The following is a 17,827-nucleotide window of genomic DNA, read 5'->3' on the forward strand; positions in this document are numbered from 1 at the left end:
GGCGGTTGACGCTGCGCGAGTAAAGTCCGGTCTTGGGGGAGGAGGTCCTCACATGACGAAGCGTTCGTTGGTCAAACTGGTTGTCGCAGTCGGTGGTCTGGCGTTGTCGGTGTCTGCCGGGGCAGGCGTCGCATCCGCGGATCCCAGGATGGACTCGGCTGTCAACACCACCTGTAGTTATCCGCAGGTGATGGGCGCTCTCAACGCGCAGAGCCCCATGGCCGGCGCATCGCCGGCAGTCCAGGATGTGTTGCGTCAGTTTCTCGGCTCGCCGCGGGACCAACGACAACGCATGGCCGAGGGCATAGCCGCCCAACCGGCCAACCAGCCGTACCTAGGGTTGCTGCAGACGGTGTTCGACACCTGCAACAACTTCTGAGCGCACCGCCGTCAGTACGTCGCCTTGGTGCCGCCGAGCTGCTTGGTCAATGCGTCGGCCGTCGCCACCAGTGCGCGGGCGCGATCGCTGATCTCCTTGTCCGTCAAGGCCGTTCCGATGTGCAGTGAGACCGCCATGACCTGGCGCTGATAGTGGTCGAACACCGGCGCGGAGATGACGCTTATATCCGAGCGGGCACTGCCGTGGCGTCCTTCGGTCTCACCCTCGTCGCGCAGATACACCCGCTCGCCGATATCGGACACCAACTCACTCAGCAGCGCGCGCAGTTCGTCGGGCAGATTGGTCGACATCCCCGCCATCAGCGCATAAAGCCTGCGGCCACCAGGGGTCAGTCGTTCCACCAGATAGCCATCAGCGCGGCAGCTTTCGATCACCCGGTGCAGCCGGGCGGATTCGGTGCGCAGCGGGATGGTCGGCACCTTGGCCAGCCAGGCGCGCAGCGCGTCGTCGTCCCACAGCACGAACATCAAGCCGACCGGCGGTGCGAACGGATAGCTCTGACCGACGCGCACCCCGGGGTCCCGGCCAGGCGGGCCGACCAGTTCCAGCACGGTGATCCGGTCGTCGACGACGGCGGTCAGTCCCGCGGAAGTGTCGAAAGCAGCTGACAAAGCCCGTAATTCGGCCCGGGCGGCCGGGTTGACGCGCATCGACTCCTGCGCCGTCTGGCCGAGCGAGATCAGAGCAGGCCCGAGGCGATAGGACTTGTCTCGGCTGTTCTCCCCGGTTTCACAAACCAGGTAGCCCGATTGGGTGAGTGTGCTGAGGATGCCGAGGCATGTCGGCTTGCTCAGCCCGACGCGGCGGGTGATCTCGGAAAGTCCGAACCGCTCCTGTGGATGGCGGGACAGAAAATCCAGGATGGCCACCACTCGTGCTGTGGGTGGTGAGGCACGACCGGCCGGCTCGGCTTCTGGCATCTGACCTCCAGGGGCGTTGACGCGAATTGGAACGCGTTCTAGTGTCAGGTAGGAAACTCTACCACTGCGGTCCAATATTGGACCGAGAGAGCTGGGGTCGTATGTACTCGCAACCATTGGCCGACGCCATCGCTGAGGCAGAAGCCCTCGTCACGGCAGCGCCGTTCATCGAATCCGAGGCGGATCTCCTGGAAGGTCTGCAGTACCTGGCCGGCTGTATCGCGGCCTGCACCCACGTCGCCTTCGATTACGACCGTGACCATCCGTTCCTGCACAGCGGAACAGGGCCCTTCACCAAGATGGGGCTGGACAATCCCGACACCATGTATTTCGGAACCCGGGTGCAGCCCGGCCACGAGTACGTCGTGACCGGTCGGCGTGGCACCACGACCGACGTCAGCTTCCAGCTCCTCGGCGGTGAGTACACCGACGACAACGTGCCCGACAGCGAGACCGCGTTCGACGACCGAAAGCTGGACATCGCCGCCGATGGCACGTTCGAGTGGCGGTTCACTCCCGCGGTGCCCTCGCAACTGGTGATTCGTGAGGTGTACAACGACTGGTCGGCGCAGCGCGGCACATTCGCGATCGCGCGTACCGATACCGCCGGGACGGCGCCGGCCCCCCTGACCCGCGAACTCATCGAGAAGCGTTACGCCACTGCGGGTAAGCAACTCGTGCAGCGCGTCAAGACGTGGCTGCAGTTCCCGAAGTGGTTCTATGACAACCTGCCGGTCAATACGCTGACCGCACCGCGCCTGACGCCCGGCGGGCTCGCCACCCAGTACTCGTCGGTCGGGCATTACGACATGACACCGGACCAGGCGATGATCCTCACGCTGCCGGTGTCGGACGCGCCCTACCTGGGCTTCCAGCTGGGCAGCCTGTGGTACATCTCGCTGGACTACATCAACCACCAGACCTCGCTGAACGGCACTCAGGCGCAAGCCGATCCGGACGGCAAGATCCGGATCGTGGTGTCGGAGAACAATCCCGGGGTCACCAACTGGTGCGAGACGCTGGGCCATGGCAAGGGCTATCTGCAGTTCCGCTGGCAGCGGGTGTCGCGTGAATTGAGCGCCGAGGACGGGCCGACCGCCGAACTGGTGGACATCGGCACTGTGGCCGAGAAGCTGCCGTACTACGAGAGCAACAAGATTTCCGACGACGATTGGCGAGCGCGGATTGCGCTGCGTCAGAAGCTTATTGGCGAAAGGATGGTGGGCTGACCGATGGCCGGACTGCTGGATGGCAAGGTAGTGGTGATCAGCGGGGTCGGACCCGGGCTCGGGACGACGCTGGCCCGCCGATGTGCGGAGAACGGCGCCGACCTCGTGCTGGCCGCCCGCACGGTGGAGCGGCTCGAGGATGTCGCCAAAGCGGTGACGGCACTGGGCCGTCGCGCGCTCGCGGTGGGCACCGACATCACCGACGAGGAGCAGGTCGCCAACGTGGTGGCCCGCACCATGGAGGAGTACGGCAAAGCCGACGTGTTGATCAACAACGCGTTCCGGGTGCCGTCCATGAAGCCCTTCGCGAACACCACTTTCGAGCACATGCGGGATGCGATCGAGCTGACCGTGTTCGGCGCCCTGCGCATGACCCAGGGCTTCGCTCCAGCCCTGGAAGCCGCCAAAGGCTCGGTGGTGAACGTGAATTCGATGGTCGTGAGGCACTCGCAGGCCAAGTACGGTGCCTACAAGATGGCCAAGTCGGCCCTGCTGGCCATGTCGCAGACCCTGTCCACCGAGCTGGGGGAGAAGGGTATTAGGGTCAACTCGGTGCTGCCCGGCTACATCTGGGGTGAAACTCTGGAGGGCTACTTCAACCATCAGGCGCAGAAGTACGGCACCACCGTGGAGCAGATCTACAACGCGTCGGCGGCGGGATCGGACCTCAAGCGACTGCCGACCGAGGACGAGGTCGCCTCGGCGATCCTGTTCATGGCCAGTGATCTGTCGAGCGGTATCACCGGTCAGGCCCTCGACGTGAACTGCGGAGAATACAAGGCATGACTTGGCAGCGAGCAGCGAAGGCGGATCGAGCATGAGCCCCCGTACCGATGTCGGCACAATAGAGGATCTGCATGCCTCGGCGGTAAAGGCCTGCGGTTTGGATGATTTCGGCACCGACGACGACAATTACCTGGAAGCACTCGGCGTGCTGCTGGAGTCCTACCAACGCGACGCCGATCTGACCGAGCTCGGCAGCAAGATGCAGCGCTTCTTCACCCGTAACGCGCTGGTGGCCCGCCTTGTCTCGGAAGCCGCGTTCAAGCAGTACCCGCAGCACGTCGACGTGCCGATCGAGCGGCCGATCTTCGTCACCGGTCTGCCGCGGACCGGAACCACGGTGATCCATCGGTTGCTGACCGCGGACCCGATGCACCAGGGCCTGGAGATGTGGCTGGCGGAATTCCCGCAGCCGCGGCCCCCGCGCGAAACCTGGCCTGACAACCCGGTCTTCAGCGCCCTCGACGCGCGATTCAAGCAGGCCCATGAGGAGAACCCGGATTACACGGGCCTGCATTACATGACCGCCGACGAGGTGGAGGAATGCTGGCAGTTGCTGCGCCAGTCATTGCACTCGGTGTCCTACGAGACGCTGGCCCATGTTCCGACGTACTCGCGGTGGCTGGCCCGTCAGGACTGGACCAAGCCGTACGCGCGGCACCGGAAGAATCTGCAACTGATCGGCCTCAACGAGCCCGAGAAGCGTTGGGTGCTCAAGAATCCCAGTCACCTGTTCGCCCTGGATGCGCTGTTCGCGACGTACCCGGACGCACTGGTGATCCAGTGCCACCGCCCGGCAGAGACCATCATGGCCTCGATGTGCTCACTGGCGCAGCACACCACCGCCGGCTGGTCCAATACGTTCACCGGCAACGTCATCGGCGAAGACTCCATGGAAACCTGGTCGCGCGGACTTGAGTTGTTCAATGCCGAACGGGCCAAGCATGATCCGGCGCAGTTCTGCGACGTGGACTATTTCGAGTTCGTCGAGGACCCGATCGGTGCGGTGGAGGGCATCTACCGCACGTTCGGTCTGGACTTCACCGACGCCGCGCGACAGGCCGTGACCGACAGTCACACCGCCAGCAAGCAGGGGCCGCGCGCACCGAAGCACACCTACTCACTGGCCGACTACGGTTTGACCGCTGAGACGGTCAAGGAGCGGTTCAAGGGGCTGTAGGGTCAAACCCCTGAGATGAAGGTCTATCTGGCGCTCGACCCGCGGATGCCGCTGACCGCCACCGCGGACTATGCGCGGCGGGCCGAGCGCCTGGGCTGTGACGGCCTGCACGTCGCTGAGACCGTGCACGACTCCCTCGCGGTCTCCCTTCTGGCTCTCGAACACACGTCGCGCATCACCGTGCGTACCGCGGTGACACTGGCATTCGTGCGCAGTCCGACGCTGACGGCGTACACAGCCTGGGATCTGTCGGTATTGTCCGGCGGGCGATTCGAGCTCGGCCTGGGCACGCAGATCAAGCAGAACATCCGGGACCGCTACGGCATGCCGTGGAGCGATCCGATCGCCCGCCTCAGGGATTACGTGGGTGCGCTGGACGCCCTGTTCGACGCGTTCCGCACCGGGGACACAGTGCGTTTCGAGAGTGACAACTACCGGCTGACCCGGATGCAGCCGTACTTCAATCCCGGCCCGAGTGACGCGGTGCGCCCGCCGATCTGGCTGGGTGCGGTCAACGCCGGAATGTGCGAACTCGCCGGCAGCGTCGCGCGCGGGATCGTCACCCACTCGACCAACTCGGACCCGGACTACCTTCGCGACGTGGTGCGCCCGGCATCGGCGCGGGGTGCCCGGGCTTCGGGCCGGGCAGACGAACCGCTCGTCGTCGCCTCGACGGCCATCGCCACCGGCCGGACCGACGAGGCGGTGACCAGAGAACGCGAACGGCAGCGCCGGATGTTGGCATTCCTGTACTCGACGCCCGCGTATGCCACCGGCCTCGCCAGGCGCGGCCTGGCTGAGCTCCCGGACCAGCTGCGGTCATTGGTCAGGACCGAGCTATGGGACGAATTGCCCTCGGTGCTGACCGATTCCATTCTCGACGAGCTGCTGGTGTGCGGCCGTCATGACGAGATCCCGGCCATCCTGAAGGCCAGGTTCGGCGATGTCGCCGACGGCATCGTGCTACCGCCGCTGGGCACCGCGGACGATGATGAATCGCTGGGTGCCTGTGTGGAGGAGTTGGGGCGGGGGAGTGCCGCACCGAGATTGCGCTGAGGTACAGAAATAACGCTTCCCCTGTCCGTGACTGCAGTTTGGATGTGAACTATCCGTCGCCGGGGGAAGGCGCGGAGGACACCTCTTCCAGGCAACCTTCGGCGACAGCGTGCTTGATGCTGTCGGCCAATCGCGGGCATGACCGGGCCCGGGCCGGATCTCCGCCGGCGGACCGGATCTCCTCGAACGTCGCGCAGCGCCGGACCGCCTCGGAAGACCACTGCACGGAAGTGTGTTCCGCGCTGAGCTTTTTCACCTGAACCGCCACGTGGCAGAACCGGCAGTCCACCGACACCAGGCCTGATGTCAGATAGCGCTCGCGGTCGCGTGCACTGGCGTCGCGGACTGCGGCGGCACGCTGCGGGTCCGAGGCGAAATCCGGTGCCTTGGCCCATGTTCCGGTAGACGAACCTCCACCGGCGCCGCCGGCGTGATGATCGTCATCGTCGTGTGCGCCGTGCAGAAGCAGCATCGAGCGGGCCAGGTCATCGACATCTGGCGCCTGGCTCCGCTCGTTGCGTGGTGTCATCAGCTGGACTGCAGTGTTTCTGTCTCGGCCGACTTCTCTTCAGCTTTGAGCCTCAGGTTCTCTTTCGCCCGCAGATTTTCTTGAACCTCGTCGGCCCACTTCTCGTTGGCCGCGGTGGTGTCGATCTCCATCTCGAAACGGTCGGTCATGTCGGGCGTGATATCGGCGACGTCGACGTAGAACTGCTGGTACCAGCGGCGCATCTGGTAGACGGCGCCGTCCTCCTCGACCAGCAACGGGTTGTCGATGCGGGTCTTGTGCTTCCAGATCTCCACGTCCTGCAGGAAGCCCTGGCTGACGCCGTCGGTCATCGCGTCGGCCAACTTCTTGGTCGTCTTGTCGTCCATGCCTTTTGGCTTCTGGACGATGACGCCCCACTGCAGCATGAACGAATCCTGGCTGACGGGGTAGTGGCAGTTGATCAGGATCGACTCGGCCTTGTAGCCGCTGTAATTGTTGTGCAGCCAGTTGATCATGAACGACGGCCCGAAATAGGAGGCCTCGGAATCCAGGTGTGACTCACCGTATTGGGTGCCCATGCCGCCGATGTCCTGACGGCCCACGTTGTGCAGGTACTGCGACGCGATGTGTCCCTCGAAGACGTTCTTGAAGTACGTCGGCAGGCCGAAGTGGATGTAGAAGAAGTGCGCCATGTCGGTGACGTTGTCGATGATCTCGCGGCAGTTGCTGCCCTCGATCAGCATCGAGTTCCACTGCCACTCGGTCCACTCGTCGCTGTGGGCCTCGGGGATCTCGGGGACCCGGACCTCGGGCTGCGGGTCGTTGCCCTCATGGTCGTGCCAGACGAACAGCAGGCCACCACGCACGTCGGTGTGCCAGGCCCGGGTGCGGGCCAGACGGGGGGTGCGCTTGGCGTAGGGAACGAGCTTGCACTTGCCGTCACCGCCCCAGCGCCAGTCGTGGAACGGGCAGGCCACCTCGTCGCCCTTGATGGTTCCCTGCGACAGATCGCCGCCCATGTGCCGGCAGTAGCCGTCGAGGACCTTCAGGTCGCCTTGCGAATCGGCGAACACCACCAGCTTGGTGCCGAATATCTCGACAGAGTGCGGCTGACCGTCAAGGAAATTCTTGACCGGTCCCAGGCAGTGCCAGCCCCGCGCATAGCGGTCTGGCAGGGCGCCGGTGTCGATCTCTCTGATGCCGGCATGTTCGGTAGTCACGGTGGGCCTCCCGTATCGGTGCTCTCTAACTAGAACACGTTACAGTTTTTGGAGCCCTCATGGCAATAATTGAGGCGTGACCTGCGGCATACCCGTTGTGATCGGGGGTTACTCCCGCTCCGGAAGGCCGATTCGCAACGCGATCTGCTGCATGCGGCCGACACTGGCCACTGTCTGCGGCGACACCGGATCTTCTGGCGTGCTGTCGAACTCGATGCGCACCACCGCACGGCCCTGGGTGTACATCAGCAGGGTGACGGCCTTGGAGCCGTCGGGCGCCGTACCCGCGATGACGGTGCCGTTCGAACCCACCGGGACCGGCTGCGGCGGGCCACCGGTCACCATGGTGCTCACCGCCGCGGAGGCTTGTTTGAGCGTCGCCGCCGCGGTCGCCGCGTCGGGATAGATCAAGATGGTGTCGGCGATCGCCCGGGTGTCGTCGGCGTTGACGAACAGCGCGCTGGCCCCTGACTGGCCGTCGGGGTTGACGTTGCTGGACCGCTCGGTGAACGTATCCGGCGGAATACTGACGTCCTCGGCCTGCAGCAGCAGGTGGCTGTAGTCGGCCGGCTGCGATTTCGGCGATTTCGGTGCGGCCGTGGGTGATGACGAGGTCGGTACGGGAGCCCAGGGCGTGGGCGGTGAATCCGCGGCCGGCGTGCACGCGCCGGCCGCGCCGATGACGGTCGCGGCAACGCCGATGGTGATCAAGAACCTGGGGTGAATGGGTGTCGTGAGCGACATAGTTACTGTTCAGGGTACGCGTCGCTGCGCCAGGGGCGGTTTCCTGCGGTATATGTGGACGATGCCGATGTATTCGTTCGAGGGCCGGGCGCCCGTGGTCGACCCGAGCGCTTTCGTGGCCCCGACGGCAACACTGATCGGCAACGTGACGGTTGAGGCCGGTGCCTCGGTGTGGTTCAACACCGTGCTGCGGGGCGACTTCGCCCCCATCGTCATCCGCGGGGGCGCCAACGTCCAGGACGGCTCGGTGCTGCACGCACCACCGGGAATCCCCGTCGACATCGGCCCTGGCGCGACGGTCGCCCACATGTGCGTAGTACACGGCGCACACGTGGGCGAAGAGGCGCTGATCGCCAACCACTGCACGGTGCTCGACGGAGCGGTGATCGGCCGCCGCAGTCTGATCGCGGCGCATTCGCTGGTGGTCGGGGGCACCAAGATTCCCGACGAGGTGCTGGTCACCGGTGCACCCGCGAAGATCCGGGGACCGATCGCGGGCACCGGCGCACAGACGTGGATACAGAGCAACCCGGCGGCCTACCGCGAGCTCGCCGAGCGCTACCTCACGGGCCTCGTCGAGCTCTAGCTTGCCTTCGCCGAAATGGCATTCCAGCAGGTCCCTACTCGCACTTCGTCTGCTGGAATGCCGTTTCGGCAGAAGTTGGTCAGCTTTCGATCTTCTCGGCGGTCGCGCGGTCCACTTCCCAGAAGGCGCGCAACGCCACCAATTGCCCCGCATCGTTCGCCCGATAGGTGAACACACCCGGGGTGGTGATGCGGTGCCCGCCCATCGTGGTGACGATGCTGCCGACGTTGGCTTCCTCGTTGCCGCACTGGAACGTGTCGACGAAGTTGAACTCGAGGTTGTCTGTCGGGGCGATGGCCTTGTCCCAGAACGCCGCGATGGCTTCCTTGCCCTGGTGGCCGTTGCCGTCCGGGTCGAAGAACGACGGACCGATGGGGTCTTGCACAATCGCGTCGTCGGCGAAGTTGTCCAGCCACGTCTGCTTGTCCCGCGCGGCAACCGCGTCCCGGGATCGCTTGCCCGCCAGGTGGGCTGGATGTCGAGGATCGGTGACGGTCATGTCAGCCCTGCCAACCGGAGTGGATGTAGGTGTCGGCGAACCGCTTGAGCGAGTCCTGCTTCTTCTCCAGCGGGGCGTCGAAGCCCAGGCCCTCGAGCATCCACGGGATGACGATGTTGTCGGTGATGCCGGCCTCGGCCAGCTCGCGATGCCCGTCCAGATCGAACTTGTCGATGCACACCGCCTGGAACTCGAACGGCTCATCGGCACGGCCGTATTCGGCCCTCAGCTTGTTGATCGCCGTCACGGTCTCGGCCAGCTGCGCACACGTCATCATCGCGCTGGTCCAGCCGTCACCCACCCGGGCCGCCCGCTTGAGTGCGACCGAGGTGTGCCCGCCGACGTAGAACGGCACGGGCGCCGACGGGGCCGGGCTCATCTGCAGACGCTCGAAATCGTAGAACTCGCCGTGGAACTCGACCATGCCGCCGCCGAGCACGAGCTTGAGCACCTCGATCATCTCGTCGACGCGCGCGCCACGCTTGGCGAACGGAACCCCGCACCATTCGAATTCCTCTGGTGCCCAGCCGATCCCGACACCGAAACCGAACCGGTTGTTGGTCAGGTTGGCCACCGAACCGACCTGGCGGGCCAGCAGCAGCGGATTGCGCGAGCCGAGCTTCATCACATTGGTGTAGAAGCGCAGCGTCGAGGTGACCGCACCCATCGAGGCGGCCGCGATCAGCGGATCCACCCACGGGGTCTCGGCGTTCCACATCCGAGACCCGTCCGGCGTGTACGGATAGTCCGCGGCCTGCTTCTCCATGTAGAACAGCGAGTCGGGCAGCGCGATCGAATCGAACCCGACTTCCTCTGCGGTGCGGGCCAATCCGGTCAGGTGCTCCAGCGGGCCCATGGCCACGCTGAGGGTGTACTTCATGGTCATGAACGGGCTGCCGGCTTGTCGGCACTGACCACCCACATGGAGTAGTACTGCGCGCCACCGCCGTAGGCGTGGCCCAGAGCCTTGCGGGCTCCCTCGACCTGATGGTCGCCGGCCTTGCCCATCACCTGTATCGCCGACTCGGCGAACCGGATCATGCCGGAAGCACCGATCGGGTTGCTGCTCAGCACACCGCCTGAGGCGTTGAACGGGATCTTTCCACCGATCGCCGTCTCCCCGGCCTCGGTGAGCTTCCAGCCCTCGCCCTCGGCGGCAAAACCGAGATTCTCCAACCACATCGGCTCGTACCACGAGAACGGCACGTACACCTCGGCCGTGTCGATCTCGTCGATGGGGCTGGTGATGCCGGCATCGCGCCACAATGCCGCCGCCGCGTCGCGGCCGGCCTGCGGGTTGACCTGATCGCGACCCGAGTAGGCCAGCGGTTCGGTGCGCAACGCGGTGGCGTGGATCCAGGCCACGGGATGCCCGTTCGACAAGTGCGCTTCCGCTGCTTCCTCATTGCCGATCACCATGGCCGCCGCGCCGTCGGACGACGGGCAGGTTTCGTCGTAGCGGATCGGATCCCACAGCATCGGGGAGGCCATCACCTTCTCCAACGTGATATCCGGCTGGTGCAGGTGTGCCAGAGGGTTCTTCGCGCCGTTGAGCCGGTCTTTGACCGCCACCATGGCGCCGATGTGATTGGGAGCGCCCGACCGGCGGATGTAGGCACGCACGTGCGGTGCGAAGTACCCGCCCGCGCCGGCGCCGACCGGCTTGGTGAAGGGCACCGGAATGCTCAACGCCCACATGGCGTTCGATTCCGACTGCTTCTCCCACGCCATCGTCAGCACTCGCTTGTACTTGCCGGACTGCACCAGGCTGGCCGCCACGATCGCGGTCGAACCGCCGACCGAACCGGCGGTGTGCACCCGGATCAACGGCTTGTTGGTCGCGCCGGTGGCATCGGCCATGAACAGCTCGGGCATCATGACGCCTTCGAAGAAGTCGGGCGCCTTGCCGACCACCACAGCGTCGATATCGTCGAACGTCGATCCGGAATCCGCCAGCGCTCGATCGATGGCCTCGCGAACCAGGCCGTTCATCGACACGTCGTGCCGCTTGGCGACGTATTTCGTCTGCCCGGTTCCCAGCACCGCGGCCAAGTTCTTTGAAGTGCCAGCCATCTCGTTACTTCCCTTCCAGAACGGCGACGAGATTCTGTTGCAGCGCAGGGCCGCTCGTGGCATGCGCCAGGACGCGCTGCGCGGAACCGTCGAAGATGTGCTGCGCGGCGAAACCGATGCGTTCCAGTCCGGCCGAGAACATCGGGTTGGCGGCCAGGGCGCCGCCCGACGGATTGACTTTCGTCGACGAGCCCAGCCCGATCGCCTCTGTGAGGATCAGTTGCTGGTGCGTGAACGGGGCGTAGATCTCCGCGATATCGATGGAGCCGAGGTCACCACCGGTGGCTGCCTTGGCCGACGCAGCGGTCGACGGCGAGGTGGTCAGGTCCCGTGCGCCCAGGATCGGTGTCTCGATCCGATGCTCGAATCCGGTGATCCAGGCCGGGTTTTCGCGAAGTTCACGCGCCTTGTCGCCGGCGGCCAGCACGATCGCGGACGCGCCGTCGGTGATCGGGGCGATGTCGTGACGCCGTAGCGGATCGGCGAAGTACGGCTGGGCCAGCAGCTCTTCGATGGTTCCGGTGACCTGCTCGGAGTCGGTACGTCCCGCTGCGGCAAAGGAATCCAGGGCTACCTGAGCCATCTGCTCGGCGGTCCACTTGCCGGAGTCCAGGCCGGCCCGTGCCTGCAGGCCTGCCATCGACACCGAGTCCGGCCACAGCGGCGCAACGGTGTACGGGTCGGTCTGCAGAGCGAGCACCCGGCGCAGCGTGCCTGCCGAGGACTTACCGAAGCCGTACACCAGCGCGGTCTCGACCTGGCCGGTCAGCAGCTTGATATAGGCCTCGTACAGCGCCCAGGCCGCGTCCATCTCGACGTGGGACTCGTTGATCGGCGGGATTGCGCCGATCGAGTCGATCGCGGAGATGAACGAGAATGCGCGTCCCGCAAGGTAATCCGACGATCCGGAGCACCAGAACCCGATATCGGTCTGCTTGAGGCCGAGTTCTTCGTAGAGTTTGTGGAAACACGGCATCAGCATCTCGACGCCGTTGGTGGTGCCGTCCGTGCGACGGACGTGGGGAGCGTGTGCGAAGCCCACCACTGCGATATCAGTCATGCTCAAGTCCTCTGCTCTTCGCGCAAGCGCTCATCGGGCGCACCTTTACAGGTGGTGCTTGTAGGAGTCGTACTCGGCATCGGGTTCGCCGGTGGGCTTGAAGTAGTCGATGTTGTCGATACCCAGGCCCCATTCCTCGCGGGGCTTCCACACGGCCTGCACGCGCATTCCCATCCGCACGTCCGCCGGATCGATCTCGGTGATCAGGTGCAGGAACGGGATGTCCGCGCCGTCGAGCAGTACGTACGCCGCGACATAGGGCGGCTTGATGCGCTGGCCGGAGAACGGGATGTTGATGATCGCGAACGTGGTGACGGTGCCCTTGTCCGGCAGCTCGATGAACTCGTCGAGCGCCAAACCGGTCGCGGGATCGGCTTCCTTCGGCGGGAAGTAGACCTTGCCGGGCTTACCGTCCCGGCCATTTCTGGTCCGGCCGCCGAGCAGCTTGCCCTCTTCGAGAGCCTTCAGGAACGTGGTCTCGGGTAGGGACGCGGTGTGCTGGATCTCGATGAAGCTGGGCGTCACCTGCACCGTGACCGGCTCGCGGTCGTCGGGACGGGAGGATGCTTCCACTGGTTCCTCGGTATCGCCGGGCACGAAATAGGCGATGTCGGTGATTGCGCCGACCGGCTCGTCGATCCAATGCGCATGTACGCGGTCGCCACTTTTCAGCGTGCCCTCGGGGGCATCGACGGCGTGCAGCAGCGCAGTGTCCGCGCCGTCGAGCTTGATCAGCGCCCAGGCGAACGGCCGGTCCAGCGGCTGACCTTCCAGCGGCGTCGACTGCCAGGTCCACGACTGCACCGTGCCGACCGCGCTCACGGGCACGACCTCGGTCAGAGCCGCGTAGGTGATCGGGTCATACTCAGCGGGTGGTACGAGCACCCGTCCATCTGACCCGCGTACGCCGACGATGCGTCGATCGCGCAGTGCGGTGAAGAACTGGGACAGGAGCGGTCCGACTGAACGGGTGTAGTCGAATGCAAGCTTCAGCGGCGCCGAGAGGGGCCGTTCATGCTTGTCGATCTGCACCGGGCTGCTTTGGCCTGTGGTCACAGCATCGAGTAGAACAGGTTCTAAGAATGGTTTCAACCGTGTGTGGAAAGGCGAGCTAATGAAGTTGGGTCTTCAACTCGGTTACTGGGGCGCACAGCCGCCGACCAACCACGCCGAACTCGTCGCGGCCGCCGAGGCGGAGGGCTTCGACACCGTGTTCACCGCCGAGGCGTGGGGCTCGGACGCCTTCACCCCACTGGCCTGGTGGGGCCGGGAAACGACCCGGATGCGGCTGGGGACCTCGGTCATCCAGCTGTCCGCCCGTACCCCGACGGCGTGCGCGATGGCGTCACTGACACTGGACCACCTGTCCGGTGGTCGCCACATTCTCGGCCTCGGTGTGTCCGGGCCGCAGGTGGTCGAGGGTTGGTACGGCGCGAAGTTCCCGAAACCGCTGGCCCGCACCCGCGAGTACGTCGACATCCTGCGTCAGGTCTGGGCGCGTGAGGCCCCGGTACACAGCGACGGCCCGCACTACCCGCTGCCGCTGACCGGAGAGGGCACCACCGGCCTGGGCAAGAACCTCAAGCCGATCACCCATCCGCTGCGCGCCGACATCCCGGTGATGCTCGGGGCCGAGGGTCCCAAGAACGTCGCGATGGCCGCCGAGATCGCCGACGGATGGCTGCCGATCTTCTATTCGCCGCGCATCGCCGGCATGTACAACGAATGGCTCGACGAGGGCTTCGCCCGCCCGGGTGCCCGGCGTACCCGCGAGACTTTCGAGATCTGTGCGACCGCACAGGTCGTGGTGACCGATGACCGGCCCGCGATCATGGAGCTGATGAAGCCGCACCTGGCGCTGTACATGGGCGGAATGGGCGCCGAGGACACCAACTTCCACGCCGACGTGTACCGCCGGATGGGTTATGCGGAAGTCGTCGACGACGTCACCAAACTTTTCCGCAGCGACCGTAAGGACGAGGCCGCCAAGATCATTCCCGACGAATTGGTCGACGACTCCGCGATCGTCGGGAACCTCGACTACGTCAAGGAGCAGATCAAGGCCTGGGAGGCCTCCGGCGTGACCATGATGGTCGTCGGAGCCCGCTCCGTCGAGCAGATCAAGGATCTGGCTGCCCTGGTCTGAGCTTGAGTAGACACTTTGTTGCAACCTGTCTACTCGAGGTTCTAGATTTATGGCGTGAGTCACAGCGCGCCCTCTTCGGGACCCTCGCAACACAACGTCGCCGGCACCGTTCTGACCATGCCGGTGCAGATCCGGACCGCCGAACAGCACATGGCGATGATCTCGGTGGACGCCGACGCCGCGCAGCGCATGATCGATTACAGCGGTCTTCGCGTGTACCGGCACCGGCCGCACCGCGCGATCGCCGTGCTGATGCTGATGCGTTACGTCGACGGAGATCTGGGCCCGTACCTGGAGTACGGCACGAACATCATGGTGAACCGGCCCGGGTCGGAGGAGTCCGGTCTGCGCGGCCTGGGCTCGGCGGGCGCCTTCGTGCACCACCTCCCGGTGGACGGCGAATTCACGCTGCAGGCCGGTCGGCAGATCTGGGGCTATCCGAAAGTCCTGGCTGACTTTACGGTTCGTGACGGCAAGCCGTTCAGCTTCGACGTGAAAATCGACGGCCAACTCGCGGTGGGGATGGATTTCAAGCCCGGGCTTTCGGTGCCGTCGGCCTTCACCGCCAAGCCCCAGGTCCAGTCCACCTTCTCCTACCTCGACGGCGTCCTGCGCGAAACCGAGGGGGAGATGCGGCTTTCCGGCGTGCGCTACCGGCCGGGCGGGGCCCGGATCCGGCTCGGTGACCATCCGTACGCCAAAGAACTCGCGGCCCTGGGCCTGCCCAAACGGGCATTGCTGTCCAGTTCGGTCCGCAATGTGCAGATGACATTCGCTGATGCCAAGGAGATCTCGTGACCCAAGTCCTGCTCAAGCCCGACGTGGACCTCACCAACGGCAATTTCTACGCCGATGGTGGTGCCCGGGAGGCCTACCGCTGGATGCGTGCTAACCAGCCGGTGTTCCGCGATCGCAACGGGTTGGCGGCGGCCACCACGTACGCGGCCGTGATCGACGCCGAGCGTAACCCCGAGCTGTTCTCGAACACCGGCGGTATCCGGCCCGACCAGCCCGGCATGCCGTACATGATCGACATGGACGATCCGGCACATGTGTTGCGCCGCAAGCTGGTCAACTCCGGCTTCACCCGCAAGCGCGTGATGGACAAGGTGCCGTCCATCGAGAACCTGTGCGACACACTGATCGACGCGGTGTGCGAACGCGGGGAATGCGACTTCGTCCGCGACATCGCCGCCCCGCTGCCGATGGCGGTGATCGGCGACATGCTCGGCGTGCTGCCCACCGAACGCGACATGCTGTTGAAGTGGTCGGACGATCTGGTCTGCGGGCTGAGTTCACACCTCGACGAAGTGGCCATCGGAAAGCTGATGGAGACCTTCGCCGCCTATACCGCGTTCACCATGGACGTGATCGCCAAGCGTCGCTCCGAGCCGACCGATGACCTCTTCTCGATCCTGGTCAATGCCGAGGTCGAGGGACAGCGGATGACCGATGACGAGATCGTGTTCGAGACGCTGCTCATCCTCATCGGCGGTGATGAGACCACCCGGCACACCCTGTCGGGCGGCACCGAACAGCTTCTGCGCCACCGCGATCAGTGGGACGCGCTCGTCGCGGACCGGGACGGCCTGCCCGGCGCGATCGAGGAGACGCTGCGCTGGACCTCGCCGGTGAAGAACATGTGCCGCACGCTGACCGCCGACACGGTGTTCCATGGCACCGAGTTGAAGGCCGGCGAGAAGCTCATGCTGATGTTCGAGTCCGCGAACTTCGACGAAGCCGTTTTCGAGGACCCCGACCAGTTCCGGTTCGACCGGAACCCGAACAGCCACTTGGCTTTCGGATTCGGGACTCACTTCTGCCTCGGTAATCAGCTGGCGAGACTGGAGCTGCGGTTGATGCTCGAACGGCTGCTCACCCGGTTGCCCGATCTGCGGTTGGCCAACGACGACGCGCTGCCGTTGCGTCCCGCCAACTTCGTCAGCGGGCCCGAGGCCATGCCGGTCGTCTTCACCCCGACGGCTCGGCTGGGGGCCTAGCTTCGGTCTTGTTGCGGCCCTGGCTGTGTGTCCCTATGCGGTACTTAAGTATTCGCTGTGCAAGGTGATTCACAGGTTTCGCATAGCCCATCTAATTAGATAACCTTCGGAAATCGGGGATGACGCGACGATCGAAGGGGTGCAGGTTATGGCACGACATCTGAATGGGCGAACTCTGATGAGCGGAATGCTGCTGAGTGGAGCACTGTTGGCCGGGGCCATCGGAATGGCGGGCCAGGCCGGTGCGGCGCCGGTCCCGGCGCCGGCGAGCCTGCAGGCCGCCGGGCCGGCCCCGGTTTTCCTACCGCCGGCTCCGCCGTTGCGGCCGTGGGGTCCACCTCCGCCGCCACCTCCGCCGCCGTTCTGGGGGCCGCCGCCCCCGCCGCCGTTCTGGGGGCCGCCTCCGCCGCCGCCGCGGTTCTGGGGCCCGCCGCCCCCGCCGCCGCCGGGGCATTGGGGTCCGCCGCCGCCCAGGCATTGGCGCTGAGTACATGAAAAAACTGAGTGCATGAAAAAACTGAGGCCCTGCTCGAAACATCGAGCAGGGCCTCAGTTTTGGCTCGTGAAAGCAGTACCGGCGACAACGCGGCGGCCGCAGGGCTCTCCCGAGGGGCGAGTACTACTTCATCTGGAACTTGGGTGCGCGCTTCTCCTTGAAGGCCAGCGGGCCTTCCTTGGCGTCCTGGGACAAGAACACCGGGATGCCGTTGGCGGTATCGGGCTTGAACGCCTCGTTCTCGTGCATGCCCTCGGTCTCGCGGATGGTCTTCAGGATGGCCTGCACGGCCAGCGGGCCGTTGTTGTTGATCACCTCGGCGATCTCGAGCGCCTTGTCCAGCGCGGTGCCGTCGGGCACGACGTGACCGATGAGTCCGTACTCGAGGGCCTGGGCGGCGGTGATGTGCCGGCCGGTCAGCAGCATGTCGCAGGCGATGGTGTACGGGATCTGGCGCACCAGGCGCACCGCTGAGCCGCCCATCGGGTAGAGGCTCCACTTGGCCTCGGAGATGCCGAACTTGGCGCTCTCACCGGCGACGCGGATGTCGGTGCCCTGCAGGATCTCGGTGCCACCGGCGATGGCTGGGCCTTCGACCGCGGCGATCAGGGGTTTGGTGAGCCGGCGGCCCTTGAGCAGGCCGTCGATCCGTGACGGGTCGTAGCTGCCGTCCTTGAACGAATCGCCCGGCGGCTTCTTGGTCGCGCCCTTGAGGTCCATGCCGGCGCAGAAGTACCCGCCGGCGCCGGTGAGGATGCAGGTGCGGATCTCCGGATCGTTGTCGACGCGGTCCCAGGCCTCGACCATGATCGAGAGCATCTCGGTGGAAAGCGCGTTACGCGCCTCCGGCCGGTTCAGCGTCAGGATCAGGGTGTGTCCGCGCTGCTCAATGAGGGCGTCGGGCCCTTTTTCAGACTCGCTCACCAGTGCATTCCTCCATGCTCG

The 17,827-nt window shown here is 65.3% G+C and carries 20 protein-coding genes; 10 read left to right on the plus strand and 10 right to left on the minus strand.

Features of this window, described 5'->3' with window-relative positions:
* The first annotated feature begins 52 nt into the window (after positions 1–52).
* Complete coding sequence (locus tag H977_RS0124210) at positions 53–379, plus strand: hemophore-related protein (protein WP_029110287.1); 327 nt, start codon at positions 53–55, stop codon at positions 377–379.
* 11 nt (positions 380–390) lie between these two features.
* Here H977_RS0124210 and H977_RS0124215 read toward each other — a convergent pair whose 3' ends face one another.
* The gene (locus tag H977_RS0124215) at positions 391–1,320 is read right to left on the minus strand and encodes an IclR family transcriptional regulator (RefSeq protein ID WP_029110288.1); all 930 of its coding nucleotides are present in this window, start codon (positions 1,318–1,320) and stop codon (positions 391–393) included.
* A gap of 101 nt (positions 1,321–1,421) precedes the next feature.
* Here H977_RS0124215 and H977_RS0124220 point away from each other — a divergent pair, with 101 nt between their 5' ends.
* Genes H977_RS0124220 through H977_RS0124235 form a run of 4 tightly spaced genes read left to right on the plus strand, consistent with a single transcriptional unit; the run spans position 1,422 to position 5,568 of the window.
* Positions 1,422–2,549, plus strand: a complete 1,128-nt coding sequence (locus H977_RS0124220; RefSeq protein WP_029110289.1) for a hypothetical protein — start codon at positions 1,422–1,424, stop codon at positions 2,547–2,549.
* A 3-nt stretch (positions 2,550–2,552) separates the two neighbouring features.
* Positions 2,553–3,335: an SDR family oxidoreductase gene (locus H977_RS0124225; protein WP_029110290.1), complete on the plus strand. Its 783-nt coding sequence runs from the start codon at positions 2,553–2,555 to the stop codon at positions 3,333–3,335.
* A 31-nt stretch (positions 3,336–3,366) separates the two neighbouring features.
* The gene (locus tag H977_RS0124230; protein ID WP_029110291.1) at positions 3,367–4,512 is read left to right on the plus strand and encodes a sulfotransferase family protein; all 1,146 of its coding nucleotides are present in this window, start codon (positions 3,367–3,369) and stop codon (positions 4,510–4,512) included.
* 15 nt (positions 4,513–4,527) lie between these two features.
* Positions 4,528–5,568, plus strand: coding sequence for a TIGR03617 family F420-dependent LLM class oxidoreductase (locus tag H977_RS0124235; RefSeq protein WP_029110292.1), 1,041 nt, complete (start codon positions 4,528–4,530; stop codon positions 5,566–5,568).
* Between the two features lie 49 nt (positions 5,569–5,617).
* On the opposite strand, the gene H977_RS0124240 is transcribed toward H977_RS0124235, so the two are convergent.
* The 3 genes from H977_RS0124240 to H977_RS0124250 form a co-directional block, all read right to left on the minus strand.
* Positions 5,618–6,097, minus strand: a complete 480-nt coding sequence (locus H977_RS0124240) for a hypothetical protein (protein ID WP_029110293.1) — start codon at positions 6,095–6,097, stop codon at positions 5,618–5,620.
* On the minus strand, positions 6,097–7,278 hold the full coding sequence (locus tag H977_RS0124245) for a 3-ketosteroid-9-alpha-monooxygenase, oxygenase component (protein WP_029110294.1): 1,182 nt from the start codon (positions 7,276–7,278) through the stop codon (positions 6,097–6,099). The genes H977_RS0124240 and H977_RS0124245 overlap by 1 nt, the downstream gene beginning before the upstream one ends.
* A 108-nt stretch (positions 7,279–7,386) precedes the next feature.
* Positions 7,387–8,022, minus strand: a complete 636-nt coding sequence (locus H977_RS0124250) for a hypothetical protein (protein WP_036477053.1) — start codon at positions 8,020–8,022, stop codon at positions 7,387–7,389.
* Positions 8,023–8,083: 61 nt separating this feature from the next.
* On the opposite strand from H977_RS0124250, the gene H977_RS0124255 reads away from it, so the two are divergent.
* On the plus strand, positions 8,084–8,608 hold the full coding sequence (locus H977_RS0124255) for a gamma carbonic anhydrase family protein (RefSeq protein ID WP_029110296.1): 525 nt from the start codon (positions 8,084–8,086) through the stop codon (positions 8,606–8,608).
* A 79-nt stretch (positions 8,609–8,687) separates the two neighbouring features.
* Here H977_RS0124255 and H977_RS0124260 read toward each other — a convergent pair whose 3' ends face one another.
* Genes H977_RS0124260 through H977_RS0124280 form a run of 5 tightly spaced genes read right to left on the minus strand, consistent with a single transcriptional unit; the run spans position 8,688 to position 13,296 of the window.
* Complete coding sequence (locus tag H977_RS0124260) at positions 8,688–9,107, minus strand: nuclear transport factor 2 family protein (protein ID WP_029110297.1); 420 nt, start codon at positions 9,105–9,107, stop codon at positions 8,688–8,690.
* A 1-nt stretch (position 9,108) separates the two neighbouring features.
* Positions 9,109–9,987, minus strand: coding sequence for a TIGR03619 family F420-dependent LLM class oxidoreductase (locus H977_RS0124265; protein WP_029110298.1), 879 nt, complete (start codon positions 9,985–9,987; stop codon positions 9,109–9,111).
* A gap of 2 nt (positions 9,988–9,989) precedes the next feature.
* The gene (locus H977_RS0124270; RefSeq protein WP_029110299.1) at positions 9,990–11,180 is read right to left on the minus strand and encodes a thiolase family protein; all 1,191 of its coding nucleotides are present in this window, start codon (positions 11,178–11,180) and stop codon (positions 9,990–9,992) included.
* 4 nt (positions 11,181–11,184) lie between these two features.
* Positions 11,185–12,246, minus strand: a complete 1,062-nt coding sequence (locus H977_RS0124275; protein ID WP_196808315.1) for a thiolase family protein — start codon at positions 12,244–12,246, stop codon at positions 11,185–11,187.
* Between the two features lie 39 nt (positions 12,247–12,285).
* The gene (locus H977_RS0124280) at positions 12,286–13,296 is read right to left on the minus strand and encodes a Zn-ribbon domain-containing OB-fold protein (RefSeq protein WP_029110301.1); all 1,011 of its coding nucleotides are present in this window, start codon (positions 13,294–13,296) and stop codon (positions 12,286–12,288) included.
* A 58-nt stretch (positions 13,297–13,354) separates the two neighbouring features.
* Between H977_RS0124280 and H977_RS0124285 the strand changes: the two genes are divergently transcribed.
* From H977_RS0124285 to H977_RS34975, 4 genes are all read left to right on the plus strand, one after another.
* Positions 13,355–14,386 carry an LLM class F420-dependent oxidoreductase gene (locus tag H977_RS0124285; protein WP_029110302.1) on the plus strand — a complete coding sequence of 344 codons (1,032 nt, stop codon included), beginning with the start codon at positions 13,355–13,357 and terminating at the stop codon, positions 14,384–14,386.
* Positions 14,387–14,503: 117 nt separating this feature from the next.
* Positions 14,504–15,184 (plus strand): acetoacetate decarboxylase family protein, encoded by a 681-nt coding sequence (locus tag H977_RS0124290; protein ID WP_051289055.1) that lies wholly within the window; start codon positions 14,504–14,506, stop codon positions 15,182–15,184.
* Complete coding sequence (locus H977_RS0124295) at positions 15,181–16,386, plus strand: cytochrome P450 (protein WP_029110304.1); 1,206 nt, start codon at positions 15,181–15,183, stop codon at positions 16,384–16,386. The genes H977_RS0124290 and H977_RS0124295 overlap by 4 nt, the downstream gene beginning before the upstream one ends.
* A gap of 148 nt (positions 16,387–16,534) precedes the next feature.
* Complete coding sequence (locus H977_RS34975) at positions 16,535–16,873, plus strand: hypothetical protein (protein WP_231396057.1); 339 nt, start codon at positions 16,535–16,537, stop codon at positions 16,871–16,873.
* A 132-nt stretch (positions 16,874–17,005) separates the two neighbouring features.
* Here H977_RS34975 and H977_RS0124305 read toward each other — a convergent pair whose 3' ends face one another.
* Positions 17,006–17,806, minus strand: coding sequence for a crotonase/enoyl-CoA hydratase family protein (locus tag H977_RS0124305; RefSeq protein ID WP_029110305.1), 801 nt, complete (start codon positions 17,804–17,806; stop codon positions 17,006–17,008).
* Positions 17,807–17,827: the final 21 nt, after the last annotated feature.

It is taken from the genome of Mycobacterium sp. URHD0025 (assembly GCF_000426065.1).
Lineage (GTDB): Bacteria > Actinomycetota > Actinomycetes > Mycobacteriales > Mycobacteriaceae > Mycobacterium.